At 60.4% G+C, this 25,628-nt stretch carries 20 protein-coding genes; 14 read left to right on the top strand and 6 right to left on the bottom strand.

Annotation, left to right across the window (positions count from 1 at the left end; all coding sequences use genetic code 11):
* Positions 1-29: 29 nt before the first annotated feature.
* The 4 genes from WBP06_RS03375 to WBP06_RS03360 all read left to right on the top strand — a co-directional run bounded on the left by WBP06_RS03375 (position 30) and on the right by WBP06_RS03360 (position 3,057).
* Complete coding sequence (locus WBP06_RS03375) at positions 30-149, top strand: benenodin family lasso peptide (RefSeq protein ID WP_395331853.1); 120 nt, start codon at positions 30-32, stop codon at positions 147-149.
* Between the two features lie 228 nt (positions 150-377).
* Positions 378-497 carry a benenodin family lasso peptide gene (locus tag WBP06_RS03370; RefSeq protein ID WP_395331851.1) on the top strand — a complete coding sequence of 40 codons (120 nt, stop codon included), beginning with the start codon at positions 378-380 and terminating at the stop codon, positions 495-497.
* Positions 498-505: 8 nt separating this feature from the next.
* Positions 506-1,213: a lasso peptide biosynthesis B2 protein gene (locus WBP06_RS03365; RefSeq protein ID WP_395331849.1), complete on the top strand. Its 708-nt coding sequence runs from the start codon at positions 506-508 to the stop codon at positions 1,211-1,213.
* Entirely contained in the window at positions 1,213-3,057 is a 1,845-nt protein-coding gene (locus WBP06_RS03360; protein ID WP_395331847.1) for an asparagine synthase-related protein, read from the top strand. The genes WBP06_RS03365 and WBP06_RS03360 overlap by 1 nt, the downstream gene beginning before the upstream one ends.
* Here the strand turns inward: WBP06_RS03360 and WBP06_RS03355 are convergent.
* The 4 genes from WBP06_RS03355 to WBP06_RS03340 all read right to left on the bottom strand — a co-directional run bounded on the left by WBP06_RS03355 (position 2,942) and on the right by WBP06_RS03340 (position 9,259).
* On the bottom strand, positions 2,942-4,930 hold the full coding sequence (locus tag WBP06_RS03355; protein WP_395331845.1) for an Atxe2 family lasso peptide isopeptidase: 1,989 nt from the start codon (positions 4,928-4,930) through the stop codon (positions 2,942-2,944). The two genes, WBP06_RS03360 and WBP06_RS03355, sit on opposite strands and share 116 nt — an antisense overlap.
* A 125-nt stretch (positions 4,931-5,055) precedes the next feature.
* Positions 5,056-7,476 (bottom strand): TonB-dependent receptor domain-containing protein, encoded by a 2,421-nt coding sequence (locus WBP06_RS03350; RefSeq protein ID WP_395331843.1) that lies wholly within the window; start codon positions 7,474-7,476, stop codon positions 5,056-5,058.
* 189 nt (positions 7,477-7,665) lie between these two features.
* Positions 7,666-8,649 (bottom strand): FecR family protein, encoded by a 984-nt coding sequence (locus WBP06_RS03345; protein ID WP_395331841.1) that lies wholly within the window; start codon positions 8,647-8,649, stop codon positions 7,666-7,668.
* Between the two features lie 28 nt (positions 8,650-8,677).
* Positions 8,678-9,259 (bottom strand): RNA polymerase sigma factor, encoded by a 582-nt coding sequence (locus WBP06_RS03340; RefSeq protein ID WP_395331839.1) that lies wholly within the window; start codon positions 9,257-9,259, stop codon positions 8,678-8,680.
* Positions 9,260-10,141: 882 nt separating this feature from the next.
* Here WBP06_RS03340 and WBP06_RS03335 point away from each other — a divergent pair.
* On the top strand, positions 10,142-10,555 hold the full coding sequence (locus WBP06_RS03335; protein ID WP_395331837.1) for a low affinity iron permease family protein: 414 nt from the start codon (positions 10,142-10,144) through the stop codon (positions 10,553-10,555).
* A 613-nt stretch (positions 10,556-11,168) separates the two neighbouring features.
* Positions 11,169-12,743 carry a PAS domain S-box protein gene (locus WBP06_RS03330; protein ID WP_395331835.1) on the top strand — a complete coding sequence of 525 codons (1,575 nt, stop codon included), beginning with the start codon at positions 11,169-11,171 and terminating at the stop codon, positions 12,741-12,743.
* Positions 12,744-13,241: 498 nt separating this feature from the next.
* On the opposite strand, the gene WBP06_RS03325 is transcribed toward WBP06_RS03330, so the two are convergent.
* Both WBP06_RS03325 and WBP06_RS03320 read right to left on the bottom strand, forming a co-directional pair.
* Positions 13,242-15,953 (bottom strand): putative bifunctional diguanylate cyclase/phosphodiesterase, encoded by a 2,712-nt coding sequence (locus WBP06_RS03325; RefSeq protein ID WP_395331833.1) that lies wholly within the window; start codon positions 15,951-15,953, stop codon positions 13,242-13,244.
* 419 nt (positions 15,954-16,372) lie between these two features.
* Complete coding sequence (locus tag WBP06_RS03320) at positions 16,373-17,689, bottom strand: alpha/beta hydrolase family protein (RefSeq protein ID WP_395331831.1); 1,317 nt, start codon at positions 17,687-17,689, stop codon at positions 16,373-16,375.
* A gap of 58 nt (positions 17,690-17,747) precedes the next feature.
* Here WBP06_RS03320 and WBP06_RS03315 point away from each other — a divergent pair, with 58 nt between their 5' ends.
* From WBP06_RS03315 to WBP06_RS03280, 8 genes are all read left to right on the top strand, one after another.
* Positions 17,748-18,278 carry a MarR family winged helix-turn-helix transcriptional regulator gene (locus WBP06_RS03315; protein WP_395331830.1) on the top strand — a complete coding sequence of 177 codons (531 nt, stop codon included), beginning with the start codon at positions 17,748-17,750 and terminating at the stop codon, positions 18,276-18,278.
* A 580-nt stretch (positions 18,279-18,858) separates the two neighbouring features.
* Complete coding sequence (locus WBP06_RS03310) at positions 18,859-19,059, top strand: hypothetical protein (RefSeq protein ID WP_395331828.1); 201 nt, start codon at positions 18,859-18,861, stop codon at positions 19,057-19,059.
* Positions 19,060-19,203: 144 nt separating this feature from the next.
* Complete coding sequence (locus WBP06_RS03305) at positions 19,204-19,425, top strand: hypothetical protein (RefSeq protein WP_395331826.1); 222 nt, start codon at positions 19,204-19,206, stop codon at positions 19,423-19,425.
* A gap of 707 nt (positions 19,426-20,132) precedes the next feature.
* Positions 20,133-20,330 carry a hypothetical protein gene (locus WBP06_RS03300; RefSeq protein ID WP_395331824.1) on the top strand — a complete coding sequence of 66 codons (198 nt, stop codon included), beginning with the start codon at positions 20,133-20,135 and terminating at the stop codon, positions 20,328-20,330.
* Between the two features lie 219 nt (positions 20,331-20,549).
* Complete coding sequence (locus WBP06_RS03295; protein ID WP_395331822.1) at positions 20,550-21,035, top strand: MucR family transcriptional regulator; 486 nt, start codon at positions 20,550-20,552, stop codon at positions 21,033-21,035.
* 402 nt (positions 21,036-21,437) lie between these two features.
* A complete protein-coding gene (locus tag WBP06_RS03290) occupies positions 21,438-21,614 on the top strand; it encodes a hypothetical protein (protein WP_395331820.1) in 177 nt (58 codons plus the stop codon).
* Between the two features lie 335 nt (positions 21,615-21,949).
* The gene (locus tag WBP06_RS03285; protein WP_395334012.1) at positions 21,950-22,504 is read left to right on the top strand and encodes a PRC-barrel domain containing protein; all 555 of its coding nucleotides are present in this window, start codon (positions 21,950-21,952) and stop codon (positions 22,502-22,504) included.
* Entirely contained in the window at positions 22,501-25,626 is a 3,126-nt protein-coding gene (locus WBP06_RS03280; protein WP_395331818.1) for a DEAD/DEAH box helicase, read from the top strand. Before WBP06_RS03285 ends, WBP06_RS03280 begins: the two co-directional genes overlap by 4 nt.
* The last annotated feature ends 2 nt before the right edge of the window (positions 25,627-25,628 follow it).

Below are 25,628 nucleotides of genomic sequence, written 5' to 3'. Positions count from 1 at the left end.
CATGCGGCAAACAAAGAGGAGAAACGAAAATGGAGCGAGGAAACGACACGATCGACCTGGGTACTGCCAGCGTCGAGACCAAGGGACCTTACGGAGTGAACGGCGATCTTGTCCTGGCGCAAACAGTAGAAGGCACCCTGGAGGATTGATTTCCCGCCCGTAAAACAACTTCCACGACCGCCGTTATTCCAACCGGAATACAGCATCAACAACTAACAATCAGACCATTAAAACCGGTTCATTTGCAAAGAATACAGTATTGATGCAACGAAAATAACTAACGTCTATTTTATATTTTTATTATAAATTTTTTATAATCCACGAATCACGTCACTATTGCTCTGCCGCAATTCCGCGGCGTCAGACGAGGAAGTGACATGGTACAGGAAAGCGAAACCATCGACCTGGGCACCGCCAGCGTCGAGACCAAGGGACCGATCGGTCAGGGCGATGACGTCGTCCTCGCCCAGAAGAATCCGGGCCTGTCGGACGACTGACGACGAGGATGCGCGGCGCACGCCGCGCATCCTTCCCGATTTATCGCCAAATTGCACCGGGTGCCGACATGACCACGTCCTTGCGCGACGGCCTCACATTCTGCCGGCTGGACAGCCGGCCAGTGTTCCTCGACATCCCGGCCGATCGCTATTTCTGCCTTTCACACGAAGTCGAAGAGGTCTTTTCAAGAGCCTGCGCAGGCCAACCCATCGCGCAGTTCGAACGCGCCATGCTTGCGAGGTCCGGCATCATCAGGCGAGCGGCGGGCCCCTTGGTCTTCCGGGAATGCGCCAGAGTTCCCGTCACTCGAAGTGCGCTTGACGAGACTTCGGTCCCCGGTAGCCGTTTGGCGGTTGCTCGCCTCTGCGCGCGTTTTCTCCATGCTCGAAGCATGCTGCAACGCCGTGGGCTCGCCTCAACCCTTGCCTCGATGCGCAGGGCAAAACCCGCCTCAGATCATGCCGATCCCGGCGAAGTCGCCGCCGTTGCCGATGCCTATCGCCGATGCGCCGCGATCATCGGATCCCACGATCGATGCCTTCCCTACGCCATCGCGGTCGCGCGAAGCCTGTACGCAGCTGGAGCGGCGGTCGATTTCGTGATCGGCATCGGAATGCCGCCGTTCCGGGCTCACGCCTGGGTCCAGTGGCGCGACGTGCTTGTAAACGAGCGTATCGAGACGGCGGCTCATTATACGCCCATCGCGGTGCTGTGATGGCGGCGCACTTCACGATCGCGAACAATCTGGACGAGAACGCGCAAGCACGGCTGCGGTCGGCCGCAAACCTGGCAAATCGCCTGATCGCTCTTGATAGGCCGGGCCTCTTTGTCTCTGCATGGCAAGTTGGAGAACCGCTGCGTCTGCTTGACGCCGGCGTGGTGATCGGCGCCCTCTATTGCCGCCAGCGAATGGAACGGATCGCCGTTCTCGACGCACAGGAATGCGAGGAAATCCTGAGGTCGAACGGCCGAAGGTTGATCGAACACTACTGGGGGGATTGGGTTGCGATCATTCGCAAGCCGGATGCCGCATTCCTTTTGCGCAGTCCGTTTGGCACTCTTCCCTGTCTTTACCGCAGCCGGGCTGGCGCAACGATCGCCGCCTCCGATATCGACGCACTGGAGGAGGCTTCCGGCACGCAAAACGCGGTCGATTATGGAGAAGTCGCGTTCCAGCTGTTTGCAGGCGACAGACGCGGCTCCGAGACCTGCATCGCCGGCGTGCGTGAGGTTCGGGGCGGCGAGGCTGTCATACTATCCCATGCGAATGTGGCTCACGAGGCTTTGTGGTCCCCCTGGATGATTTCGGCGGGTGCACATGATCGGCCATCTTCGGACGCCGACGCCCAGATTCTCAGGGACGTTGCGATCGACTGCGTCGCCGCAAAGACTTCCACGATATCAAACCCTCTCGTCATGCTGTCCGGGGGTCTCGATTCGTCGATCGTTACGGCCTGTCTCGCTGCACGCGGACGCGACTTTTGCTGCCTGAACCTCGTGGCGCCGGCGGCAGCGGGGGATGAGCGCGCCTATGCCCGCGCGGTCGCGGCTTTCGCAGGTCGCGGCCTCACGGAAAGGGACATGCCTGAACAGGCGCTTGCGCTTGGGGACCTGCCAGCCGTTCGCTTGCCACGCCCTGTCGCGCGGAGCTTTGAACAACGTCTCTATCAGGATGCGCAGGCCTCGGCCGATCAGCTTGGATGCGATGCAATCGTCGATGGCGGGGGCGGGGACAACGTATTCTGCTCGCTTCAATCCGCTTCGCCTGCTGCTGATTGCCTCCTCGGCGGCGGCGGCGTCGTGTCATTCTGGCGAACCTGCCAGGAAATTGGCGACATGGCCCACGCCTCTGTCTGGCGCGTGGCGTGGAAGGCCGTGCTCCGGGCCAGCCGCCGATCGCGGCCATATCGCTGGACGACCAATGACACGCTGCTGGCTCCCGACGCTGTGGCGTCTGCCGGAGAAAGGAGCCTCCACCCCTGGCTTGCGAGCCAGTCGCCGGGAATGCCCGGGCGCGCGGGCCAGATCGCCCTGCTGGTAGCTGCGCAAAGCTTCATGGAGGATGGACCCAGCGGGACGAAGGACGCCGTGCTCTCGCCGTTGGTTTCCCAGCCGCTCATCGAGCATTGCCTCTCGATTCCAAGCTGGCACTGGTTTGAGAATGGGTGCAATCGCGCCGTCGCCCGCCACGCGTTCGATCGCAACCTTCCCCGCGAAGTCGCATGGCGGCGCGGCAAAGGCATACCGGACAGTTTCGTGGTAAGGCTATTCGAGGCCAATCGCGCTTACATCCGTAAGAACTTGATCGACGGACTGCTTGCCAGAGAGGGCGTAATCTCTCCCACCTGCGTACTTAAGGTGCTGGACGATCCGGCTCCGTTCCAGGGTCGGGAATTCAGCCGGATCGTCAGATTGATGGATGCGGAAAAATGGGCCCGGGAGATCAGTGCGGTGACGGCTGCGCGGCCGACCTCGCTTTCGCGCGAAGGATATCCCAACGCATATACTGATCATGCTTCGCTGGCGACGGATCCCGGTAGCCGCTCAACCAGAATTTGAACCAGTCGATGTCGCGATCGTACACTGCCAGACGGTGCGCGGGCTGCCACTTGTTGTGATACTCGTCATCGAAGACGAACACCTCGAGCGGTTTATCGGCTTCGACCAGCGCTCCCATCGCAGGCAATCCAAGCGACGCTTCGCGATCGGCCAATTGCATGAGAATGGGGGTGTCGATGTTGCGCGCGTTGATCGAGAGCGAAATCGGTTTCCAGTAGTCACGATTGTTGTCCACCGACGGCGGAATTCCGCCGCGCCGGTTTTCCTCGCCCCATGCAAAACCGCCCAGGACGGTTTGAGTGAGGAGATCATCGCAACAGGTGCTCATCGCCGCCGCTTTGAAGCGGCGCGAATTTATCAGCGCGAACTCCACGGTAGAGGCTCCGTCGCTCAATCCGCTGATCCCGATGCGGTCGGGATCGATAGTGCCGGTCGCGATCGCCGCCTCGACGCCGTTCTCGAGCGCCGACAGGATGCTTCGGCGATCGGCCCAGTTGCGCCTGCTGGCCGCCCGGTTCTGCTCCCATGTCTTTACCGATGGATCGCTGTTCGCGACATCCGGTGGACGCTCGAAACTCAAGACAGCGAGCCCGTTCGCCGCCATCGGGTAGATCGGGTAGTCATCCCCGACACCCCCGCGCAGAAACCCATCGCTATGGTACTGCACGATGACGAGCGGAAGCTTGCTTTTGCCGTCATAATCGGGAGGAAGCACGAAATCGCCCCAGGCAGGAAGACCTGCATTGGTCGAGAACTTCAGGCGCGTAACTTTGCCGAGCCGGAAATCAGCGAACTCGGGATTGGGATCGAAGATCAGGCGACTCCGCCCCGACGCAAGGTTTACCCCTACGATGCGCCGGGGCGTGGCGGCATTCTCGCGGCCGCATATCAGTTCGGGACCCGCAAAGATGCAGGCCGTGAGCGCATCGGTGGTTCGCAGGATGGTCGTCAGGCGCTTGGTCCTGGGGAACCAGCGGTGAAGGACATATTCTTCCCTGTTCCACCCTTCGTTTCCAAGAAAGACGACTGATTTTCCGCCCTTTTCCCAATACAGCCGGGAGATTCTGCCTTCGCACCCAATTTGATCACAGGAAATCTTCGGGCCGCCGGGGAACTGCGCCCAGACCTTGCGCTTGGACGCGGGATGGTCGCCTACACGCGCGGTCCATGCCAGAGCACCTTCTGCATTTCTCACGCTCAATTCATATGGGGATCCGGGCGGCGGCGGCGGATTGATCGCCTTCTCTTCGTCCGGCGTCGCGGCGCGGATCTCGCCGGAGGAAAGATCGGCTGCGAAGCTCTTGCGAACGAGATCCGAAGCCCATGGTTGTGGCGCCCACGATTGCATGGGCAGGATGCTTTTGTCGTAAAGCCAGCCGGAAGGGGCTTCCCGCGCGATCCTCTCCTTTGCAAGCTGCCGTCCCGGACGAGTGACGTAGAGCAACCGCGCGCTGTCGGCCGTCCACGCGAAGTCCTCGACGTTGCTGGTTTCGTGCGTGACGATTTGCGTGCCGCTGCCATCGGCATAGACCCGAACCAGTTGCACGACCCCGTCGATCAGCTTGCGATAGGCAATCGATCGGCCGTCGGGAGACCAGATAGGAACGATCAATTCTGGAAAACCCGTCGTGATATAGAGATCACGAAATGGGGCTGCCAATCGCGGGATCGCACCTCCACGATCGATGATCCTGGGTGCCTGCTTTCCGGTAACCGGCATGACGACCAAAGCGGAGCAGTACCGGTTGGACTTCGGATCTCCGCGCGATATCACGAAGGCCAGCGACTTGCCGTCAGGCGCCAGAGCATAAGGGCTACTCGCATTGCCCGTGTCGTCGGGGTCGCCGATATCGCGGAACCGAGCCAGATCCATCGTTGTAACGGTGCGAGGCGCAACAGCGGTTTCGGCGCTTGTCGGGAGCAAGTCTTCACAGGCGGCCCGAGCCGGATTCGACAAACCGAAGGCGCCCGTAATCACGAGAGCGCTAAATAGGGACCTTACCATTTCTTGGACACCGTGAGGCTGAGAACGCGGCCGTAGGGCGAGTAATTCGTGCTGTCGTAAGGGGTGTCGAAGTAAGACGTGATCGCGATCGAACTGGGCTTGTCGTTCAACGCGTTCTGAATCGAGGCAACCACATCGACGCCGCCAAGAACGCCTTCGGACTGATCGAAAGAATAACGAACAGTCAGGTCGACGGGCAGCATTCCATCCACCCGAACAGAGGGCGCGGAGCGGGTGTCGCGAACCGGGCCGATGTAGTTCACGGCACCCACCAGCGAAATTCCGTCCCTGCCCCAGGAAATCTCGCCTCGACCGCGTAAATGCGGCGGATTGAAGACGGTACCGGCCAGCGGCGTCACCGGTTGCGCCGCACTCAGCTGCTGCTTGCTGTCGATATAGCTGGCGTTTACGGCCGACCGCAGCGTCCCGCCTCCAAGCTTGCATTCGTAGCTGGCGATGAGATCCACGCCGCGAACGGTCTGCCGGCCGGCGTTGACGTTCGAATTGTCGACAATGGCGACGACCGTGCCCGGATCGTACGGACTTCCCGTGTAATTGGTGAGCGTCGCTCCCCTGGCGATGGCCGCCGCTTGCTCATCAACCGTGGGATCGAGGGTTACGTAGTCGGCATAGTCCGGGTTCGACAGCGCCTGCGATGTGTACGTGATGGGCGCGACGATGCGATCGCGGTAGCGAATGTCGAAATAGCTGACTTGGACCTGCCCGCCTTCCAGCCAATGCGGGTGGATGTCGAGCGTTGCCGACCAGTTGGTCGACCGTTCGGGCTTGAGGCCGGCAGTGCCTCCCGAAACATAGATTGCCGTCCCGCCGGCCGTGCCGCCCAGTGTCGAAGCATTGTAGAGCAAGGTGGTCCCGGGCCGGTACTGTTCGTAAAGCGTCGGTGTCCGGAACGACCGCCCCCAACTTCCCTTGATCGAAACGTCGGCATTCAACGCGTAGACCACCCCGAGCTTTGGTGTCACCACGGAATCCACATCGGGATAGCGCTCGTATCGGGCGGCCAGACTGAGATCGAGGCTTCGACCCAGCACCGGCACTTGCCCTGCGCCGAACACCGGCACGCTCAGTTCGCCGAAAGCGTAATAGCTGTCCTGCGACGCGTCGACGAAGGCATTGGCGCTCGATCCCGTTCGCCGGAAAGTACTCTTTCGGTAGCCGGCGCCGACGGCAGCCTTGATGTCGCCACCCGGGACCTTGATCAGCTTGCCATTGCCCGACAATTCGATGTTGGAAGTCTCGTTCCGATAGACACCGGAGGCAGCGTCGATCTTGGTGCCGCCATAATCGTACGTCCCGCCGAACTTCGAGCGGTTCCAACCGTAGCTCCCGCCCAGGGTTACAAGCCAGTCTTCCGGCAGAGTGAGCGTGAGCGAGGGTGCTGCACTCCAGGACTTGGAAGGGCGTGTGAAATCCGCCCGACTGACCGAAAGATCGCCTGCCGCATTGAGCGGGATCGTCTGCTTCCACCACCTCTGGTTGAAGAGCCCGTCAAGATCGAACCGCAGGTTGTCGAGAAGGTTCTGCCTGAACACCAGCGAGGCATTGTGATGGCGCAGATAAGGCGACAGTGTCAGTCCGGGGACACGGTGTTCGGCATAGGACCGCTGGTCCGCCTCGATGGCCGTGGTCCGCGCGTACTCGTAAGAGAGCGTCGCGCTTCCCGACTTCCAGATCTTCCCTGCCGTGACCCCATACTGTTGCTGGAAGTTGCCGCCGTCTGTCGATCCGGCAAGCCGCGCGCTCGCATCAAGCCCGTCGAACCCCTGCCGCAGAATGATGTTGGCAACGCCTGCCACGGCATCGGACCCGAACAATGCCGAAGCGCCGTCCGGGACGATATCGATCCGCTCGATCGCGCCAAAAGGTATGGCGGAGACATCTACCGCCTGCGCCGCCCCCGCATAGCTCATCCTGCGACCGTCAAGCAGGGTCAGCGTGGCGTCACTTCCCAGGCCACGCAAGTTGATGGAGGAGCCGCCGTCGAGATCCGCCCCGCTCGCAGAGGGCACGTTGTATCCCAGCCCGGCGTTCTGACCGCCGCCGAAGTTCTGCGGAATGGTGCGAATGACATCGGCAACCGACGACTGGCCGGCATTGCGCATGTCCTCCCGGTCGTACGTCAGGGTCGTGGACGCCACCGGCGCGCCCCGAATGCGCGATCCGGTGACGACGATGGAGCCCGCATTGGCTTCACTCTCGGCAGGCCCGATGACAACCGCCCCGTCTCCTGCGGACCTCGCCTTGAGCTCGTTATCCGTCAGGACCGCTGAAAGGGCTTCTTCGAATGTGAGATTGCCGTCGACGGCCCTGGCTTGCCGGCCAGAAATGGCATCATCGTCGACACTGACGTTGCGCCCGAACAGGCGCCCGATTTCACGAAGCGCTCCCGCCAATGATTGCGCCGGCATGTGAACTTCGGCGCGGACATCGGCTTTCGCCGAGACAGGCGCGCAAAGGACCGTCGCGGCTGCAGCAGTGCTGCAGCACGCCAAGAATTGGTAACGCACTTATGAACCTCCGTCCCCCGGGATCCGCTCGCAGCGAGATCCTTCAAGGCCGAGACACCGCGCGCGTGCGTCCCCCTACGGCAGTCGAAAATTTTTATGGCTTCTGTCGACCAGGGCCAAACTCCCGTCTTCGCGCGTCTCCACGGCAAGCCCGAAAGTCTGGGCCAGTTGGCTGGCGAAGAGGTGTGGGTCGGAGCGTTTGAATGCTCCGGTGACCCGCAGCGAGCGGGTGGATCGAACATCGAAGCTCACTGGAACCGAAGCGGTACGATTGAACGCGCTGACGGCATCGCCGATATCCATGCCGGTGATCACCAGCATATCATTGGGCCATTCCCGATCGACGGAGGCAATCTTGCCGGTCTCTCCGAGAACACCGTCTTTAACGGCTACCTGCTGACCGGCCTTCAGCTCGATGCTGCCACGCCCCTGTCCGCCTGGTCGGCTGCGCACCTCGACCGCCCCCTCGAGCAGGCCGACTCTCATCGATCCTTGCGCCAAATCCACATCGAAGAGTGTCCCGTGCGCCGTCACGCTCCCTGCCCCGGTCTCAACGACGAAGGGCCTGGACCTGTCATGGGCGACCGAGAAGCGCGCCCTCCCCGTCAACAGCCGCAGCCGCCGCTCCTTGCCCTTGAAAGCAATTTGCAAACGAGCCCCGCGATCGAGTATCAAGGTCGAACCATCGGCGAGGGTCAAGGTCCGCGGCGCCTCTTCAAGCGAGGCCATCTCCGTGCGAACGGGCTCTGAGGGGGCGACGTTCATCCGCCACACCGTGCCGACAGCAAGGGTGGCTATGACCAGCCCGCCAAGGGTTGCTGCAGCCATGCCCCAAACCGGGCGACGGGACGACCTGGGCTTTGCCAGATCGAGATCGCGCGCCTTGCCGGTGGGCGTATTTGTCAGGAACTTGGTGGCGTCCCACAGCCGCGCCCGCCTGTCATAGGCTTGCGCATGCTGGGGAACCGCGTACCAGGCCGCGAAAGCGTCTTGCGCCTCGCTTGCCTCCGGACCGCGCATCTGCGCAAACCAATCGTTGGCATCCTGTTCGAGATTCATGCAATTCCCACAGTGCTGGATCTCCGGATCATGCCTCGAAACGCCGGATCACATGCCCGATGGCTCGGCTCATGTGCTTCTCGACCGTCTTGATGCTCAGGTTTGTCCTGGCCGCGATTTGCGCATAGCTCAAGCCGTCGATCCGGTGTGCGAGAAAGATCTCGCGTGTTCTTGGTTCCAACTCGGCAACGACCGCCTCAAGCCGTTCCAGCATATCCCTCGCCTCGTATCCGGCAACGGGATCGACATCAGCAAGCTCGATGTCGTCGCATGAAACATGTTGATTGATTGATCGCCGCGCCTGCGAACGTGCATCATTGCGAATGAGGTTGATGGTTGCCTGGCGCAAATAGGCATTGGGAGCGTCGACTTTCAGCGGGTTGCCTTTCCCCCTCGCCGCCAGGCGAACAAACAATTGCTGGACGATATCTGCTGCCTGGTCTGACTGCGCGTGACGCAAGGCAAAACGAACCAGTCTGTCCCTGTGAGCCCTATAGAGCCGCTCCAGCCAATCTGCTTTTCTTATCGAAACACGGTCCTCGGGAGGCAATGGATCACTTTCGGCGATCCGCGTGCCATCGCATGCGTCGTCATCGAACTTCAGCAGCATGGCCGGATCTTTCCCGACAATACCTTCCTCGCCATGCCGCGTTCGACATGCGCAAAAACGGTGCCCAAAGTCATGGGCATTCTCCAATCAAGGAGGCCATCCGGCGTAGCCAGACGGTGCCATTTCACCCCGGTTCGCTTGTTGCCGCCTTTAGCTGACGCCTGGACATTCGCGGCAACGGCCCGGCTCAAGTCCGAGCTGCAGTAACCCATCGGTGTGGCTGACTTGCCTCGGCGCAGCCTGACCGCGCCAACGTCCAAGCTACGGATTGGCCGCCGACTTGCAAGGGGAAAAGAAACAGAGAACTTGCCGGGCGTGAAGAGCCAGCGTCATGGAAGCTGGGCCGACGCCTTTAGTCAAATAATGGCCTGGACATTCGCTACGGCCACCCGGCATGGAAAGTTTTCGATCACTGAAAAAGCCAGCGCAAAAGAATTGATCCATCAAAGGATGGATGGGAAATAGACACTCACCTAACGGTGTTTACTTGAGCCCCGCCACGGTCAATACAACCATAGTATCCTCTCGAATGTCGGGAAGTTAAATTTCTGTATACCTCGTGCCTTGAACCATGTGACTCAATGATCCCCCGACCCGAAAATCCGGGTCCCTGTTCTCGGGAAAAGACAAGGGCTCGCGAGGAGATGGAGGCACGCTGTTGTCAAGCCGACGCAGCCGAAACGACGGGTCATCCGAACCGAGGCTGGTGGCGAGTGTGACGTTGGCGCATCCGTAAAGCCTGCTGAATAATAAGGATCAGCATTCGCCCGGATACTTCCGGGGTCAAAGGTCCCCGCCAATGAGGCGCACAAGATGCGTTCACTTTTGCAACCCCGACTGATCGTATGTGTTCTGGCAGGACAACTCGCCAAGGAATGTGACATGGATAAAACCTTCACCGCAATCGCAAGCAAATGTGCTCAGGTGATGGGGCAGCCCTTGACCTTCATTACCTCGGTCGCTCTGGTAGTCTTGTGGGCCATAAGCGGGCCTTTCCTCCACTATTCCGACACCTGGCAACTTATCATCAACACGGCAACCACGGTGATGACGTTCCTTGCAGTATTCCTCATCCAGAATAGTCAAAACCGGGACGGCGCAGCCATGCAGGCAAAGCTCGATGAAATTCTGAGGGCGCTTGATAAGGCTCGGGTGGAGTTCGTCGGCATCGAGCATTTAACCGATGCGCAAATCTGCGAGATCCGTAATGCCCTCGAAGCCGACATCAAGGAAGATAGCGACGACAAAACGAAAACTGCCGAACGCACAGTCGAAACGTTGTTGAGCCGATATTGAAGATCGCATCCGCCTCGGGGAATTTTTAGCGACATCGGCCTGGCGTTCTGAGTAGACCGGGCCTGATCGGACGGATCACGATACAGTTCGGCAGACTGTTCGTCGACGATCCGGAACGCACCCTATCGCCGAGATCGTCCAGCGGTGCAGGACTGTTTGCGATAGTAGTGAAAGAACTACAGGCCTTCATCGGCAAGCCGGTCGATATCGGACGTCCCGTAACCCATCAGGCCATGAGAGTAGGCACTTGTGTTCGATATCCCGAATCGTCACCCCAGATAGCGAGGATGTTGGGCTTATCATCGGCCATGACCGTCTCCGCAGTTCTGAACACCCTCGACACTTCAACATGGCCTCGATGTCGGTTACAGGTTCCGGTGGCCGGATCGGCTTCGAAGGAAGACTGTCCTTATTGCGGGCGGCTCGCTCGTCTGGCGAAGCGATCCGCCCCTCTGCCCCACGGCGTCGGCGGCATGCAAGCGCGCGCACTGCGATGTTGGAGGCACTTGTCAAAACCCGGCATATGGCTAAAATTGGGATCAATCCGCGCTGGTCGGATGCAAAAGCGATCGGCTAGCATTCGGTCAGAAAAAATCGGCTTCCGCAGAACTTTATGCAATCGGGTTCATCAAAGGGTACCGACGAGAGCATCGTATCGGCCGAGATCCAGCGGCTGAGATTGTTCAGTCTCATCGCGCAAACAGTCGCCGGGGATTTCGACCTAGAAGAACTCGTTCAAATGGTCACCGATGCCGCGACCCAGGCTACAGGCGGAAAATTCGGCGCTTTTTTCTACAATCAGATTGACGATAAGAGCGAGATATACAGCCTTTATACGCTCTCAGGAGTTTCGCGGTCTCACTTTTCCGGCTTTCCGATGCCGCGCAACACGGCAGTTTTCGCACCAACGTTTGACGGCACGGGCGTGGTGCGATCGGATGACATTCGTGCGGATCCCCGTTTTGGCCGTAACGAACCCTATTTCGGCATGCCAAAGGGGCATTTGCCCGTTGTGAGCTACCTCGCCGTTCCGGTAATTTCGAGAAACGGTAAGGTTCACGGGGGGCTTTTCATTGCCCACGATGAGCGAGGCATGTTCGACGAGGAAGCGGAGGAAGTCGTCAAGGCCATCGCAGCTCACGCCGCCATAGCCATCGACAACGCGGCCCTCATCGCCGAAGCAAGGCAAGAGGCGGAATTTCGCCGCGCCGCGCACCACACCAGTGCTCGTCTCGCCGCGATCGTCGAAAGCTCGGAAGACGCGATCGTAAGCAAATCGCTGAATGGCACGATTACAAGCTGGAATGAGAGCGCGCAGCGCCTGTTCGGTTACGCGGTCGACGAGGTAATCGGGAGACCGATTACCCTGCTTATTCCTGAAGATCGACTTCATGAGGAAGACGAAATCCTCGCTCGTATCCGGACTGGCGAGCGGACCGACCATTTCGAGACGGTGCGACGGCGAAAGGATGGTTCCCTGCTCCAAGTTTCGCTGTCGATTTCACCGATCCGCGACGAGGAAGGCATTGTCGTTGGGGCGTCGACAATCGCGAGGGACATCGAAGATCGCGTCGAAGCGCAATCGCGACAACGCCTGTTGCTGCGAGAGATGGACCATCGCGTCAAGAACCTGTTTGCCCTGATCGATGGCCTAGTCGGAACCAGTTCGCGCATGGCAGAATCCGTCGAAGAGTTGGCCCGAACCCTTCGCGAACGTATACATGCCCTGGCCCGGGCTCACAGCTTGACAATGCAGCTGGATGAGGATGCAACTATCCAGACGGGCGCCAGGCTGACCGATCTGCTCAAGGCTGTCTTGGAACCTTATCATTCATCGCAGGGAGTTGATGTAGAGATCGCCGGGGACGAGGTGATGATCGATGGAGTGGCGTTTAACTCACTGGCACTTCTCTTCAACGAATACGCCACCAACGCGGCGAAATACGGCGCATTGTCGACGCCGTCCGGCAGCCTCAAGATTGACGTGAGAAGTGCGGGAGAGGCAGTTCATGTAGATTGGTGTGAACGAGGGGGGCCGGCTGTGTTGGCACCGCCTGCACACAACGGCTTCGGCAGTAAACTCGAGGCTGCAAGCCTAGCGAGTCTGAACGCATCGGTATCGAAGGCATGGAATACCGAGGGCCTGGCCTTGGTCCTTGCGCTTCCCGCAATGGAATCATCCCGTTAGGTGTGAGCGAGCCTTGAGACCAAAGGGCGCTCTGATGGATTTCCGCTTCGCTAGCCCTTGCAGGAAGACAACGAGGAGCGCTCGGCCCTGAAAACTCGGCCCGCGGCGCGCGAAAGTGGTCGATCGGTGGCGAGCCCTCCGGCCGATACCTAAAGGTTCTCACTCGCCAAGCCCACTTTAGCGCTGATTTCGTCTGGAGGTTGCAGGCTCGGGTAAAGGCGCTGGGTTATGATTTGCCCCTCATCCGACGCAAGCAGCATAGGGCTGTTCTTCGGCGGATGCTTCCATGCGAAGGGAAGACACTGGCGATGATCGGCTCTTGCAGAAGATGGCCAGACCTTGGGAGGCCAATGATATAATCCGGGTTCGAGTTGGTGGTTGCAACTCGGCGATTTGCCGGCGCCCCCCAGCGAAATTCCCACGGTTCGGCCGGCGGTGAGACCAATTGCGGATTTCGACCATCGCGCGCAATTGCGTGTTTCACCTGCCTACGTCCAATCAACTTCGATGGCGCGCAGCGCCATCATTTCCCCCGTTGATGCCGGCCAGTACCGAGGTCTCATTCCAGTTCCTGAGCATCGCGGGGATATGTGAGGCTGGAGTGGGTCTTCCAAAAAGAAAGCCTTGGCCGTGATCACAATACTTCCGGGCCAGATGGGCAGCTTGAGCAGCAGTCTCGATACCTTCCGCCACTGTGCTGATACTGAGATTTCGGGCGAGATCGATTACCGCGCCCACGATTGCGGCATCCTCTCGCTCGAAATTTTCGAGCCGGGAAATGAATGAGCGATCGATCTTGAGGGTATCCACGGGGAACTGCTTGAGATGCGTCAGCGACGCATAGCCCGTGCCAAAGTCGTCCAGCGCTATCTTGACCCCGGCCCTCGACAGCGTATGCAGCGCCGAGCTCACGTTCTGGGCGAGTTGTCCGACAAAGACGTTCTCCGTTACTTCCAGTTCGAGCGCCTCGGCAGGGAGGCCCACTCTGGCCAGACGCCCGAGTATCCTGTCCGCAAAATCACCTCTGCGAAAGTCGCCTTCCGCGCCGTTGATCGCGATTCTTCCGACATCCACGCCGGTATCTCGCCAATGACGCAGATCGGAAATCACCTGATCGAGCATGCGATCGGTCAGGCTGGTGGAAAGGTCGGGATCACTGAGCGCCGCGCCGATTGCGTCCGGAGACCGCAAACCGGAAGCGTGATGCCAGCGTAGCAACGCCTCGAACCCCACGCATTTCCCGGTACAAAGGCAAACCTTGGGTTGATAGAACGCGACCACCCGGTCTTCCAACAAGGCCTCTCGCGCATCGTGAAGCATTTGAGTTTCGCGCTCTGCCGCCTCGCGAAGATCGTTTCTGAATGAATAGAACCGCCCGGGACCATCGTTTTTCGCGGCATAAAGAGCCAAATCAGCGCTCTTGTGCAACTCTTCCGGCGTCTGCCCGTCCCGAAATCCGACTGCCGAGCCAGCACTCAGGCTGATGTCGAGTTGGCGTCCGCGAAAGAACACCGTCTGTCCTGCCCGGGATAGCAGTGTCCGGGCAAATTTCCTCCCGTTCTCGTCTTCGATCCGCTCGTGCAGAATGATTGCAAATTCATCTCCCCCAAGCCGAGCCACGGTCGCTGAGGAAGGAGCGTATTTCACAAGGCGATTGGAAATCTCGCGCAGCAATGCGTCGCCGGCATCGTGCCCCAGATCGTCGTTTGTGGCCTTGAACCGATCGACATCGACGACAAGGAGGCGAACTTGGGTGCCGTTGCTCGCGGCATCGCCAAGAGCCCGGTCCAACCGATCCGCAAACAGTCGTCGATTGGGCAACCCCGTCAAATAATCGTGGTTTGCCGCCCAGCGAAGTTTGTCTTCGTAGCGCTTCTGGCTGGTCATATCCTGAAGTGAACCGATGAGCCGCACGGGACGCCCCTCACCGTCGCGCACGACGTGACCGCGCCCGAACAGATCGAGATAGGCTCCGTCTGCTGCCAGGAAGCGAAAGTCCTGGACCCAATGCGCAACGCCAGCATCCTCAAATTGAGGGAAGCGGGCCAGCACCCGGTCACGATCGTCGGGATGTATCCGCTCGACCCACCATTTGCGGGAAGTTCCGGCCACTACTTCCGGATAGCCGAGAACCGTTGCCGCACCGCCGCTCCAAACGATGAGATCGTTTACCAAGGAAACATCCCAGATGATATCGTTCGTGGCAAGCGACGCCAGCCGATAGCGCTCTTCGCTCAGCGTCAATGCATCTTCGGCCAGTACCTGATCGTGAATATCCTCCAGCGTGCCATACCAGCACTGCACATCGCCCTGCGCGTCGCGACGCGGGAGCGCCCTCGCGCGGAACCAGCGGTATTCTCCATCCGACTGGCGCAGGCGATAACGCACATCGACATCGGCGCCGTCGGGCAGCAACAGCGCAGCACTCCACAGCTCCCGCACCCGCGGCAAATCATCGGGATGAACAGCCTCCGTCCATCCCCACCCCAGCGCCTCCAGGGAATTGAGCCCGGTATAGGCTGACCAGCGTGGACTGACCTCGATGATTGCGCCCTCTCCGTCGGCTATCCAGGGAATTTGCGGATTCAATGCAACCGAGTGTCGATAATGCTCCTGACTGGCCTGAAGCTGTTCGATAAGCACTGTCATCTCGGCACGGGCTTCGATGGCTTCCTCGAAAGCTGCATTGGAATTGGCAAGCATGCGCAAGATTACGCACGCCGCGATCAGGAACGTCAGGCCGATACCGGACAGATATGGGTCGCCCGACACCACGAGGCGCACCGTAACTGGAAGCGCACCGCAAAACAGGACCAGCCGGCCCGCAATCGGCAAGGCCTGGAGGCAATAACAGCAACTGATTGCCCCTAGGAACACGTAGAGGGCCACAGCAGTCACCCTGCCCGGCTCGATCTCTCCCATCAGAACGAAGCCCCAACTCCCGAACGCCAGGCCCAGAACGACCGATGTGACGATCAATCCCTTCACAAAGCGCTGGATCTGGCTCGGACTCGCAGGTTTCCGACGCCGAGATATCCATAGGGCAGCGCGCAATGCGATCAGGACGGAGAGGAAGGCCGGCACCCCCAGACTAAGGATGTCTGCGACTTTTCCGTAGCTTACCAGCGCTAGAAAACAGGCGTCGACAAAGATCAGACCGTACATCAACGGAATTTGCGCTCGCAAATCGCTGTATCGCGCCTGAAGCATTGCCTCCTGACCTGGCTCGGCAGGTATCACCCGACATCCTCGGTTCATGTATTGATTATAGCAGCATTGTACGTTCAAACGTCCACGCACAGGTCCAGCATCAGCAATATGATCATCTGACGCCGAATTGTGCCGCATTACCGATCGGCGTGTCCACGCTAAAAGACTGGCCAGCCTCGAAAGCCGAAACGCGTAAAGCTGCACTCTTGCTCAGAGAAGACCCTCTGGCAATCAACCAGACCGAGAGATCCTCCCCCTTCCTGTGCAGCGCCGCCGGTCAAACGGATCCCACACCGGGTCTTGTCGACGCGCTCAAACAGATCATGCCGCGCGATGGCATAGCGGCACCGGACCATCTGCTGCAGCCTGGTGATCCGGCCAGGGCTTGGGACGCAAACTCTTAAATGGCACATCGCGCCCTAACGTGACACATCCGAAGCGGGCTTCACGATCTTCGCGTCATACTGCTCTGCGGTGCGGCCAGAGACGATGAAGTCGCGCATCATGGGGAAGTATCCATCCGGTGCGCGGGTCGATACGCGTGACCCGTCTGGGGCCAGTTCGTATCTGTACATGCCGTGATCGGCACCTGCGAAGATCGCCGTCGTGATTGGAAGCCCGGATTGCGCCAATGCGCCGAGGCGACGTGCGGTTTCGGCACTGGGCGCCACCACGTCATCCTCCGCCAATATCCATAGCTGCGGCACGTCGAGATTTCGCAGGACCGGCTGCGGATCGTAGTAGAGCGAAATGTTCGGCGCCAGCGCGGGTGCCTCGCGCCTAAGCTGGTCGGCCGACATGTCGAGTATCATTCCGACGAAGCTTCCGCGCACATACCCGAACCACGGTTCGTGTTGATAGCGCGAGCGAACCTGCTCGAGTTCCTCGTAGCCTGTCTGGAAATTGCTATCGACGAGGGTTTCGACGGCCTGCGAAATCTCAAGGGCCTTGGCTATTGCTTCCGGCCCGTAACCGTGGCGGGTCAAATCGGCGGAAATCAGCTCGTGCTCCGCAGCCACGACGGATATCGCCAAACCGAAGCTGACAATCACGAAATCGACAGGCTCGATACGCGCAGCAAGGGGAGCCACCCACCCGCCTTGGCTGCCGCCTTGATAGCCGATGCGTGAAATTCGGGCACCGCCCATTCGGCGAGCGGCATGCAATGCAGCAATCGCATCCGTTGCCAGTGTCGCGTAATCCTGCGTGTATTGTCCGGTCGATGCGCCAGTGCCGCGCTTGTCATAGACGAATACCCCAACACCGGCAGCCGGAAACATTCTTTGCAACGCATAGTCCTGACGCGCCGAGGCGTGTTCAGCGCCATGGATGAGGACGACGACGGGGACCGCTCCATTGCCTTTGGGCATGACAAGGCGCCCGGCAAGCGACGCACCGTCCACTTCGAAGCGGGTCTCTGTCACGTCGAATGCTATGCGTTCCGCCCTCCGCCCATCGTAGCGCATCAAGTCATGCGCGCAGTCGAATGAAATTCGATGGCCGTCCGGTCGTCCGGTCCATCCGTAAGTGCTTGTCCAGCGCCCTTCCTTCGTTTCCGAAAGCTCACCGGTGGTGCCGTCGGGCCGGCGCCAACGCAGGTGCTCTCCTGCGCCCGCCGCAACGTCGATGAAGTCGCGGTTCGCAAACGCATAAGTTCCGACAGCGCAATTCTCGTGCGCGGGTGCGGGTGCGGCCGCTCCAAGAAGGAGCAAAAGCGGCAGCAACGCCAGCCTCATAGACGATTCCTCAAACCCGTTGGCCTCGTCCCGCATTTTATGTAAAGTTTTACATATTATGTCAAACGGCGACTCCAGAGGCAAACCCATCGACGATTTTATCCGCGCGCAGGGCCCTGCCTACCTCGCGCACATTCTGCGGCGCCTGGCGGACGAACTCGTGCGCGGGGGTAGTGAATGGTATCCGGAAATGGGTGTTACCGCGCCACCACGGACCACCTCGACACTCCTCGCGCTCGATGAACATGGTCCGTTGGGAGTGACCGAAATCGCCGCCTTGCTCAGCCAGTCGCACCCGCTGGTCATCGACTGGTGCCGACAACTCACGTCGCTTGGTTATATCGAGGCGCAGACCGATGTTCGGGACCGCCGACGCTCGATCATCGCGCTGACGGACGAGGGGCGCCAGGAAGTGGTGCGCTTGCGCAGCGCGCTGGTGCTCATGGAAGGGGCATCCGTGGCGTTGATGGACGAGGTCGCGCCGGGCATTTTTGCAGAGCTCTGGGGACTTGAGGCAGCTCTGCGCCAAAGGCGCTTCGCGGATAGGCTGCGCGATGAAGCTGCCGCTTGCGAGAGCGATCCTCACTAAGCTCAGCTGTCCGAAAAGCGTCGGTTATCAAGTTCTACAGCAGCCTAGCCGATGATGGGTGCCGCGGCCGATACCGGCAGTTCACGCCAGCCGCAGTCGCTCGTAGACCTTGCACGTCCGCTTTTTTGTAAAAAGCGTCTAATATTTGCTCGGCGGCATTCAGGACTCGAGCGCTGAGTGCTGGGTAGGAGCGATAAGGCATCGTCCTCGCCGCGCCCATGGAACTCCGTTCCGCCATACGACCTCCCCAGATCCGTTAACCCGGCCGCATTTCAGCACCCTGCGAGATGCGCGGTAACCTGCAGGCTGATCCGCGTCGAGAGCAATAGTCCCACGGCAATCCGTTCGCGTCCGAGCGTTCCTCCTGCCTTCGAAGTCGCGGCTTAGCCCGGACGGCCCCAACCACGCGCTGTTCGTCTGCGACCGGCAGGCGCGCTTGGCGCCAAGATGAAGACACATAGCATTTGGTCGCAGCGGAGAGGCCGTCTGTCGCAGCAGATATGGATCGCGGCGCCCGTCGATTGAAGAATTCAGGAGTCGTTTGGTGATAGCGGGGCAAGGCCCGCGCAAGGAGAACGCTATGACGATCTTCACACTCAGATTCCCCGAGCATCGGCACGGCCCGGCCAAAGACATCCAGTTCGAAGCTGTCGATCCGGGCGCCGCCTTCCTCCTCGCACAAAGAGAAGCGCCCGAGCGGCCCGCCGAACTCTGGGAGGGCACCCGCAAAATCTGCACGCTCACACAAGGCGCCGGCGGCGTTTGGCAGCTTAGCGCCTGAAGACGGATGCCGCAGCACAGTATCGTTGCGGCCGTGGGGGTTACCTGGCGGCTATCGATCAACCGCTGGAGGAGCCGGGAACTCTTGGACGATCATTGCGGTTTGTCTGTCCGCATACGTCCGCAAGACCGATGGAGGAAGGACATGAAAATCTATACGCTGCGTTTCAGGGACGACGGCCAGGGTCTGGCAAGGCGCGTAGAATTCAAGGCCGAAGACCTGCCAGCGGCGCTCATCATTGCCCATCGCGAGGTCGCCACCCGGACTGCGGAACTCTGGGATGGCGAACGCAAGCTTTGCACCGTGCGGCGCGAAGCAAACGAGAATGATGCGCAAGCACTCTCGCCCATGCGACAGATGGCCTGACGGGCTCGCATGAAGCGAGCGGATTTCGGGCAAGACCGCGCCGAGGGGGGAGCGGTCCCCGAAAAGGACGGTGCGGCGCGGATACCACGCCGCACCGTCCACAATCAAAGATGACCCATGATCGGCAAAATTCTCGTTCGCCAATGCCTCGGCGTGGCGCGCTAGGGGTAGGTCTTGCCGTACAAGCTGCAGGCATCCTGGTTGCGTTCGAAACCGTTGGCGTCCCGTTGACATGCGGCATATTTGGCCTGTCCCCCAGCGAAAGGCGGAAAGCGTCTCTTCGATTTATCTATCGCAAGCTGGCTAGGGAGCGAGGCTTGCGATCAGCTCTTCGATAGTGTTGCAGCCATGCGCCTTCCATTGGTACCCTTTCCGTGCCGGCACGGTTATCCTGTCGAGGAACCGTCGAAAACCGTGCCAAGGGCGCACTCACCCTTGCGAAATTCCCTCTTCATCCCATAGCCCGTCCTGCCGATTACGATCGGCTCGCCCCCGGGCATCCCCAAGCTATCCGCACCGCGCGGCGCGCCTGGTAAAATGCGCCTGGCCAGGCGGTTCTTGCCAGTTTCCGTCACCGCCTCCGTGTTGTTGCCTTCGCGGCAGCGAGCAAGGCACATCGCCGAACTCATTTTTGGGTGTCCGCTCGGCAACGGTTGACCGAATCGCGAGCTTTCCTCCACCGAAGCTTCCTTTCGAAGAGCAATGGGATGGAGCAAATCGACATTATTCGCGACGCAGTCGCCAAGGCCCTCGAGCAACGCGGCTTGGAGAACCGTGAGTTCCTACGGCAAATCCGGTCAGGCGAGCAGGATGATGGCCCATATATGACGGGCGCGTTTGCTGCCGCCGAGGCGATCAGGAATCGTCTGGTCGATCGCCTGCGCGCAGAGAAGCATTCAACGTGAGCGCCTCATTTCAACCAGCCAACAGAGTGAATTGCGCCCAACCAAAGGGCCTGCATTGCCGTCCTAAATTGTGACGACGTACTCCCAAATGCCAGCACGCAAGCCAAGATTCTGTCGACAAACGGTAAATCAAAAAGCGGTCAATCTTGCCCTTGGCGCAGCGAAACGCTTTTCTCATTTGAAGTGCGACACATCAATTAAAACGGGTAGCGATTTCACATGCAGGAACAGATACTTCTCGAACTCACGTCGGATATCATTGCCGCGCACGTCAGCAACAACGCTGTTACGCCAGATCAAGTGCCAGAAATGATCCAGGCGGTTTACAGCTCGCTCTCAGCGTTGGGCGCCCCCCAACCGACTGAACAGGAGCGGACGCCTGCCGTTTCCGTACGCGCTTCGGTGAAAAGCGAGGCGCTCATTTGCCTTGAATGCAGTGCCAAGCTGAAAACCTTGAAGCGCCATTTGCAAACAGAGCATGATCTGACGCCCGAGGCCTATCGCGCGCGCTGGAACCTTCCGTCGAGTTACCCCATGGTTTCGGCAGACTACGCTGAACGGCGCCGGGCCATCGCTTCCGCAATCGGTCTCGGCAACAAAGGAGGCCGCAAGAAGCAAGCGCCGGCCGGAACCGCGACTGATGTTCCGGAACCCGGGGCCGGCAAGCCAGCCAAGGGCCGCCGCAAGCTCGGTATCACCACCTGACATCTCACCGGCCATGCGGCAGGTTCACTCGCACTGCCGCATGTCCCCCACGTTGGCACTGCCATCGGCAAAATGTGGCGAGACGCGGAACAGGACCATCGTCCCCGATGCACGCGCGACCAAGCTGTCGGTTCACTTGCCCCTGACCTTTAGCAGGAGTCGAAACGTTCCTCCTCCTCGGCCTGGCAAGAGGTGACGCCAAGCCCGGTGCGATCGAAAGGGGAACTGCGCCGCCTCGCTCGCGTTTCGGCAACGCAGGGAGCCGCTTGCTGCTCGAACATGCCACCGCGAATGGTGACCGGTTCGGATAATCGACCGCTGCCGAGCCGGCGAAGCGCCCTGAGTTTGAAGCAGTTATGCTCGACGGGTGCCCCCGCAAAATGGAAGGGAGAACCAGGCGCCATGATGAAGGATGAAGACAAGCCGAGTTCCCGAAGGCTGGGTCGGGCCGGGGCGTTCGTCGCCGGGGTGATCCTTCTTGTCATCGTCCTGGTTTTTGTAGGACGCAACGTCTGGCACGCCGAGGAACTCAAACACGAAGAACAGACCGGCGAAAAGGAACGCAACGGTCTGAACTGACGCCGAGGTTGCAGGAAGGGAAGTCGGCCTTCGAGATTTGCGACGACAAACCGCGCTTGCGAAGAATTGGACGTCGCATTCATTATTTTGGAATTGCTATGCGGCACGAAGCCTTGAGGCGCGCGCGAGGCACACCCACTCCCTCACGACGCCAGTAGCGACGTTGCTCAGCGTGGGCATTGCTCGGCACACCTTCGTACGTGGAAGGCACTTTTCAGATATCTCCTCAGGATCGGCACCAAAGGCGCGGCTTGGCGTTCTTGGAGACTGACCTTTGCACTCATGGAGCGGCCTCTTTGGAAGACATTGCCGGGTGGATCGCCCCAATCACCACGATGATTGCAGCAATGATGACCGCATCCAATCTTGGCGCGCGCGTAACGGGATGGGGCTTTGTCGTTTTCACGATCGGCTCGGTCGCCTGGTCGCTCGTCGGGCTATCATCCGGACAAACGAACCTCGTCGCCACCAATGGTTTTCTGACATTGGTAAACCTGATCGGTATCTGGCGCTGGCTCGGCAAACAGCGCGCGTATGAAGACGGCGGTAAATCTGCAACCGCAGCGAGTAGACGCTCCGGCTACCCCGACCTTTTCACAGCGACAGGCATCGCCGGCATGCCTGTCGTCGCCGACGGCGAGACGATCGGCAAAGCCGTCGAAGCGCTGATGACGTGCGATTACGGCAGCGTCAGCTATGTGGTGGTCGCAACGAACGGTACGGGCGGCATCGGCGAAGAACTGCGGGCCGTTAACCGAACGCAAATCGATTTCGCCTGCAACCGATTGACTCTGCGAGGGTCGCGCGCATGGTTCGAGGGCCTCCCGCCCCTCTCGGAGGGGAATTGGCCCGCGACACCAAGCGAACTTGCTCAAACGGACCAGCGATGAGCCATTCCAAAACTCGTGGCGAGACCATCCTCCTGCTTGCTCGCGCATTACGGGAGGGCGATCTTCTCTATCTCGCCGACGACGAGCAGGAAGCAGAGGCATTGGCCGACGCGCTGGCAGCGCTATTCCCCTGCAATCCTGTGGTCTTCCTGCCGTCGAGCGACACGTTGCCGGGGGATCGTGCGCCGGCCTCTCCTGCAAATATTGGCCGCCGGATAGCTGCCTTGCGACATCTTCGCTCCCTCGCTCAGGATCGCCAGAGAGCCCACCTCGCAGCAATCATGAGCGGGGAAGCCGCGGCACGACTATACGCCGCACCTGCCGCGTTCGATGCAGTTCCTCCCCTCCTGTGTCTCGGTGAGACCATCGATACAGCAGGGTTCGCGAGCCAAATGGAAGGTCTCGGCTATGTCGCCGATGACCGGGTCGACGAGCCTGGTGAGGTTGCGGTGCGCGGCGATGTCATCGATATCTTTCCCGCCGATGCCGGCTCGCCTGCACGCATTGATGTGGCGGAAGGAAGGATCGCCGGGATCCGGCGCTATGATCCTGCGTCACAGCGCACGGACGAACCGCTTGAAGCCCTTGAGATTGGCAGGGCTGTCGAACCCGAAAACGCCGGCAGGTCATCAATCCTCGATCACTTGGTGCCCGGGCAGATAATTATGTCTGGAAAGGCCAACGAGCGGCGAAGGCGTTTCATTCGTCTTGCCCAGGACGCTGCCGGTAAAAACGCTGCAGCCATCGACGCGGTATCGGAGGTGGTTTGGGCAAGAGGCCTCGCGTCCTGGGCTGAACCCGCGCCTTCCGCCACCTATCCGGTGCCACGCTTCGCCGAGCAACCGTCGCCCATGCTGGCCTTGCGCCACTTCGCCGCTCCGCTTCTGGCTGATGGTAAGCGGCTGCTGCTTGTCGGCAGCGAGCGCGATATCCGGTTCCTTCGGCGCCGGATCGCTGAGTCTTTGAAGAGAGACATACCAACGGTCCAATCGCTTGACGATGCGGCGGATCTGCCGCGAGGGGCTATCGCTGCGCTTCCCGCACCGATCGATCGGGGTGGCGGTGATGAGGACACGGTGATGATCGCCGCCGCCGACATTCTCGGCAGTCGGGCGCTCGTCGGCGAAGCTCCGCAAGGCGCAGGCGAACTGCTCATTGCTAGCGGCGACATCCGCACCGGTGATCTCATCGTCCATGAGGACCACGGAGTGGGGCGGGTCCTCGGGCTAGAGCCGGCACATGACGGCCCCGCTTCAGAATTCATTGCGCTCGAATATGCTGCCGGCAGTCGGCGCCTGTTACCAGCCCACGAGGCCGGCCGGTTGTGGCGCTACGGCGCCGATGGGGAAGCTGTAAAGCTCGACAAACTCGACGGGTCGAGTTGGCATGAGCGCCGCGGCACCATCGATTTGGCGATCGCCGAAAATGCCGGCCAGCTGCTGCGTCTCGCACAAGAGAGGAGGGAACTCGCAGCTCCCGTCATAGAGCCCGAAGCCGCCGCCTATGAGCGCTTTCTCGCCACTTTTCCGTTCAACGAGACCGCCGACCAACTTCGGGCGATCCAAGCGGTCCGGGACGATCTTTCCTCCGGCAGCCCAATGGACCGCCTTGTCATCGGTGATGTCGGCTACGGGAAAACGGAAGTCGCCCTGCGGGCAGCCGCGCTCTGCGCGCTCGCCGGCTATCAGGTCATTCTAGCTGCTCCGACGACCGTACTTGTGCGCCAGCACCTCCAGACCTTCAAGCGCCGGTTCGCGGATACTGGGATAAGCATCGCGGGTCTCTCCCGTCTAACCAGTGCGAGCGAAAAGAAGTCGGTGAAAGCCGCGCTGGCCGATGGGTCGGTCGATATCGTCATCGGTACCGCAGCAGTCATGGCGAAAGACGTGCGATATGCGAAACTGGGCCTCGTGATCATCGATGAGGAGCAGCGCTTCGGGGCCGCGGACAAATCAAGGCTGCGCGGCCGCGCCGAGATCCATCTCCTGGCAATGAGCGCGACTCCCATCCCGAGAACGCTGCACCGGGCCATGATCGGGCTTCAGCAGATATCTGTCATTGCCACGCCGCCGGCACGGCGCCAGCCGGTCAGAACCTCCCTCGCCAATTCCGACGACGCCATGATAAGGACCGCATTATTGCGTGAACGCAGCCGCGGTGGCCAAAGCTTCGTCGTGGCCCCGCAAATCGAGGATCTGGGCCCTCTCTCCCAACGGCTCGCGCGCATCGCTCCCGATCTCGTGCTCATTGAAGCCCACGGCAAGATGCCAGCAAGCGAGATGGACGACGCCATGGTCCGGTTCGGCGACGGCGAAGGCGACGTCCTTCTCGCGACCAACATCATCGAGGCCGGCCTCGACATTCCACGCGCAAACACAATGATCGTTTGGCGAGCAGACCGCTTCGGCCTGGCGCAGCTGCATCAGCTGCGCGGCCGGGTCGGACGGGGCAACCGCCGGGGCCAGGTTATCCTCCTGACCGAAGAAGGCGAGATCGCCTCCCGCACCGTGAAACGGCTGCGGACGCTAGCGACGTTTGACCAACTTGGTGCCGGTTTCGAGATAAGTGTGGCAGATCTGGACCAGCGTGGTGCCGGCGACCCTCTCGCTGACACCCAGGCAGGCCACATGAAACTGATCGGCATCGATCTCTACCAGCGCCTGTTCGAAGCCGCTCTGGAGCAAGTGCAGGGGCGAGATCCCGGCCTGTGGGCTCCCGACCTCAATCTCGGGGAGGCCGGCGGTTTGCCCGCGGAATGGATACCCGATCCCGACATCCGCCTCGGGCTCTATGTCCGCCTTGCGCGCCTTTCCAGCGAAAGCGCACTCGGTGCTTTCGAAGAGGAACTCGCCGACCGGTTCGGGCCGCCTCCGGCTCCCACGGAGCGTCTCCTCGCAACAAGGCGTATCGGCATTCTCGCGCGTGCCGCGGGGATCGCGCGGATCGATGCCGGACCAGCCGCAATCGGGCTTACCCCGCGCAAGGACCGCAGCGAGATGCCGGACGGCACTGATCTCGTCGAGCAGAATGGCCGGTGGCTTTTGAAGAAGGAAACAGGCGAAGCGGACAGGCCGTCGCAGGTGGCGGCCCTCCTTGAAACACTGACGCTGGAGGGAGACTGAGC

Origin of the sequence: Novosphingobium mississippiense (genome assembly GCF_044029535.1) — a bacterium.
GTDB lineage: Bacteria > Pseudomonadota > Alphaproteobacteria > Sphingomonadales > Sphingomonadaceae > Novosphingobium.
Note: the sequence above shows the minus strand (reverse complement) of the source record. Positions and strands in the feature narration are given on the sequence as shown.

What these genes read in the sequence shown, in the direction of transcription:
- WBP06_RS03285 (WP_395334012.1), top strand. Translation starts at nt 21,950, where the DNA reads ATGATTGCAGCAATGATGACCGCATCCAATCTTGGCGCGCGCGTAACG.
- WBP06_RS03345 (WP_395331841.1), bottom strand. Translation starts at nt 8,649, where the DNA reads ATGAATCTCGAACAGGATGCCAACGATTGGTTTGCGCAGATGCGCGGT.
- WBP06_RS03305 (WP_395331826.1), top strand. Translation starts at nt 19,204, where the DNA reads ATGAAAATCTATACGCTGCGTTTCAGGGACGACGGCCAGGGTCTGGCA.
- WBP06_RS03295 (WP_395331822.1), top strand. Translation starts at nt 20,550, where the DNA reads ATGCAGGAACAGATACTTCTCGAACTCACGTCGGATATCATTGCCGCG.
- WBP06_RS03315 (WP_395331830.1), top strand. Translation starts at nt 17,748, where the DNA reads ATGTCAAACGGCGACTCCAGAGGCAAACCCATCGACGATTTTATCCGC.
- WBP06_RS03320 (WP_395331831.1), bottom strand. Translation starts at nt 17,689, where the DNA reads ATGAGGCTGGCGTTGCTGCCGCTTTTGCTCCTTCTTGGAGCGGCCGCA.
- WBP06_RS03375 (WP_395331853.1), top strand. Translation starts at nt 30, where the DNA reads ATGGAGCGAGGAAACGACACGATCGACCTGGGTACTGCCAGCGTCGAG.
- WBP06_RS03290 (WP_395331820.1), top strand. Translation starts at nt 21,438, where the DNA reads ATGATGAAGGATGAAGACAAGCCGAGTTCCCGAAGGCTGGGTCGGGCC.
- WBP06_RS03370 (WP_395331851.1), top strand. Translation starts at nt 378, where the DNA reads ATGGTACAGGAAAGCGAAACCATCGACCTGGGCACCGCCAGCGTCGAG.
- WBP06_RS03330 (WP_395331835.1), top strand. Translation starts at nt 11,169, where the DNA reads ATGCAATCGGGTTCATCAAAGGGTACCGACGAGAGCATCGTATCGGCC.
- WBP06_RS03340 (WP_395331839.1), bottom strand. Translation starts at nt 9,259, where the DNA reads ATGCTGCTGAAGTTCGATGACGACGCATGCGATGGCACGCGGATCGCC.
- WBP06_RS03280 (WP_395331818.1), top strand. Translation starts at nt 22,501, where the DNA reads ATGAGCCATTCCAAAACTCGTGGCGAGACCATCCTCCTGCTTGCTCGC.
- WBP06_RS03325 (WP_395331833.1), bottom strand. Translation starts at nt 15,953, where the DNA reads ATGCTTCAGGCGCGATACAGCGATTTGCGAGCGCAAATTCCGTTGATG.
- WBP06_RS03335 (WP_395331837.1), top strand. Translation starts at nt 10,142, where the DNA reads ATGGATAAAACCTTCACCGCAATCGCAAGCAAATGTGCTCAGGTGATG.
- WBP06_RS03300 (WP_395331824.1), top strand. Translation starts at nt 20,133, where the DNA reads ATGGAGCAAATCGACATTATTCGCGACGCAGTCGCCAAGGCCCTCGAG.
- WBP06_RS03355 (WP_395331845.1), bottom strand. Translation starts at nt 4,930, where the DNA reads ATGGATCTGGCTCGGTTCCGCGATATCGGCGACCCCGACGACACGGGC.
- WBP06_RS03365 (WP_395331849.1), top strand. Translation starts at nt 506, where the DNA reads ATGCGCGGCGCACGCCGCGCATCCTTCCCGATTTATCGCCAAATTGCA.
- WBP06_RS03310 (WP_395331828.1), top strand. Translation starts at nt 18,859, where the DNA reads ATGACGATCTTCACACTCAGATTCCCCGAGCATCGGCACGGCCCGGCC.
- WBP06_RS03360 (WP_395331847.1), top strand. Translation starts at nt 1,213, where the DNA reads ATGGCGGCGCACTTCACGATCGCGAACAATCTGGACGAGAACGCGCAA.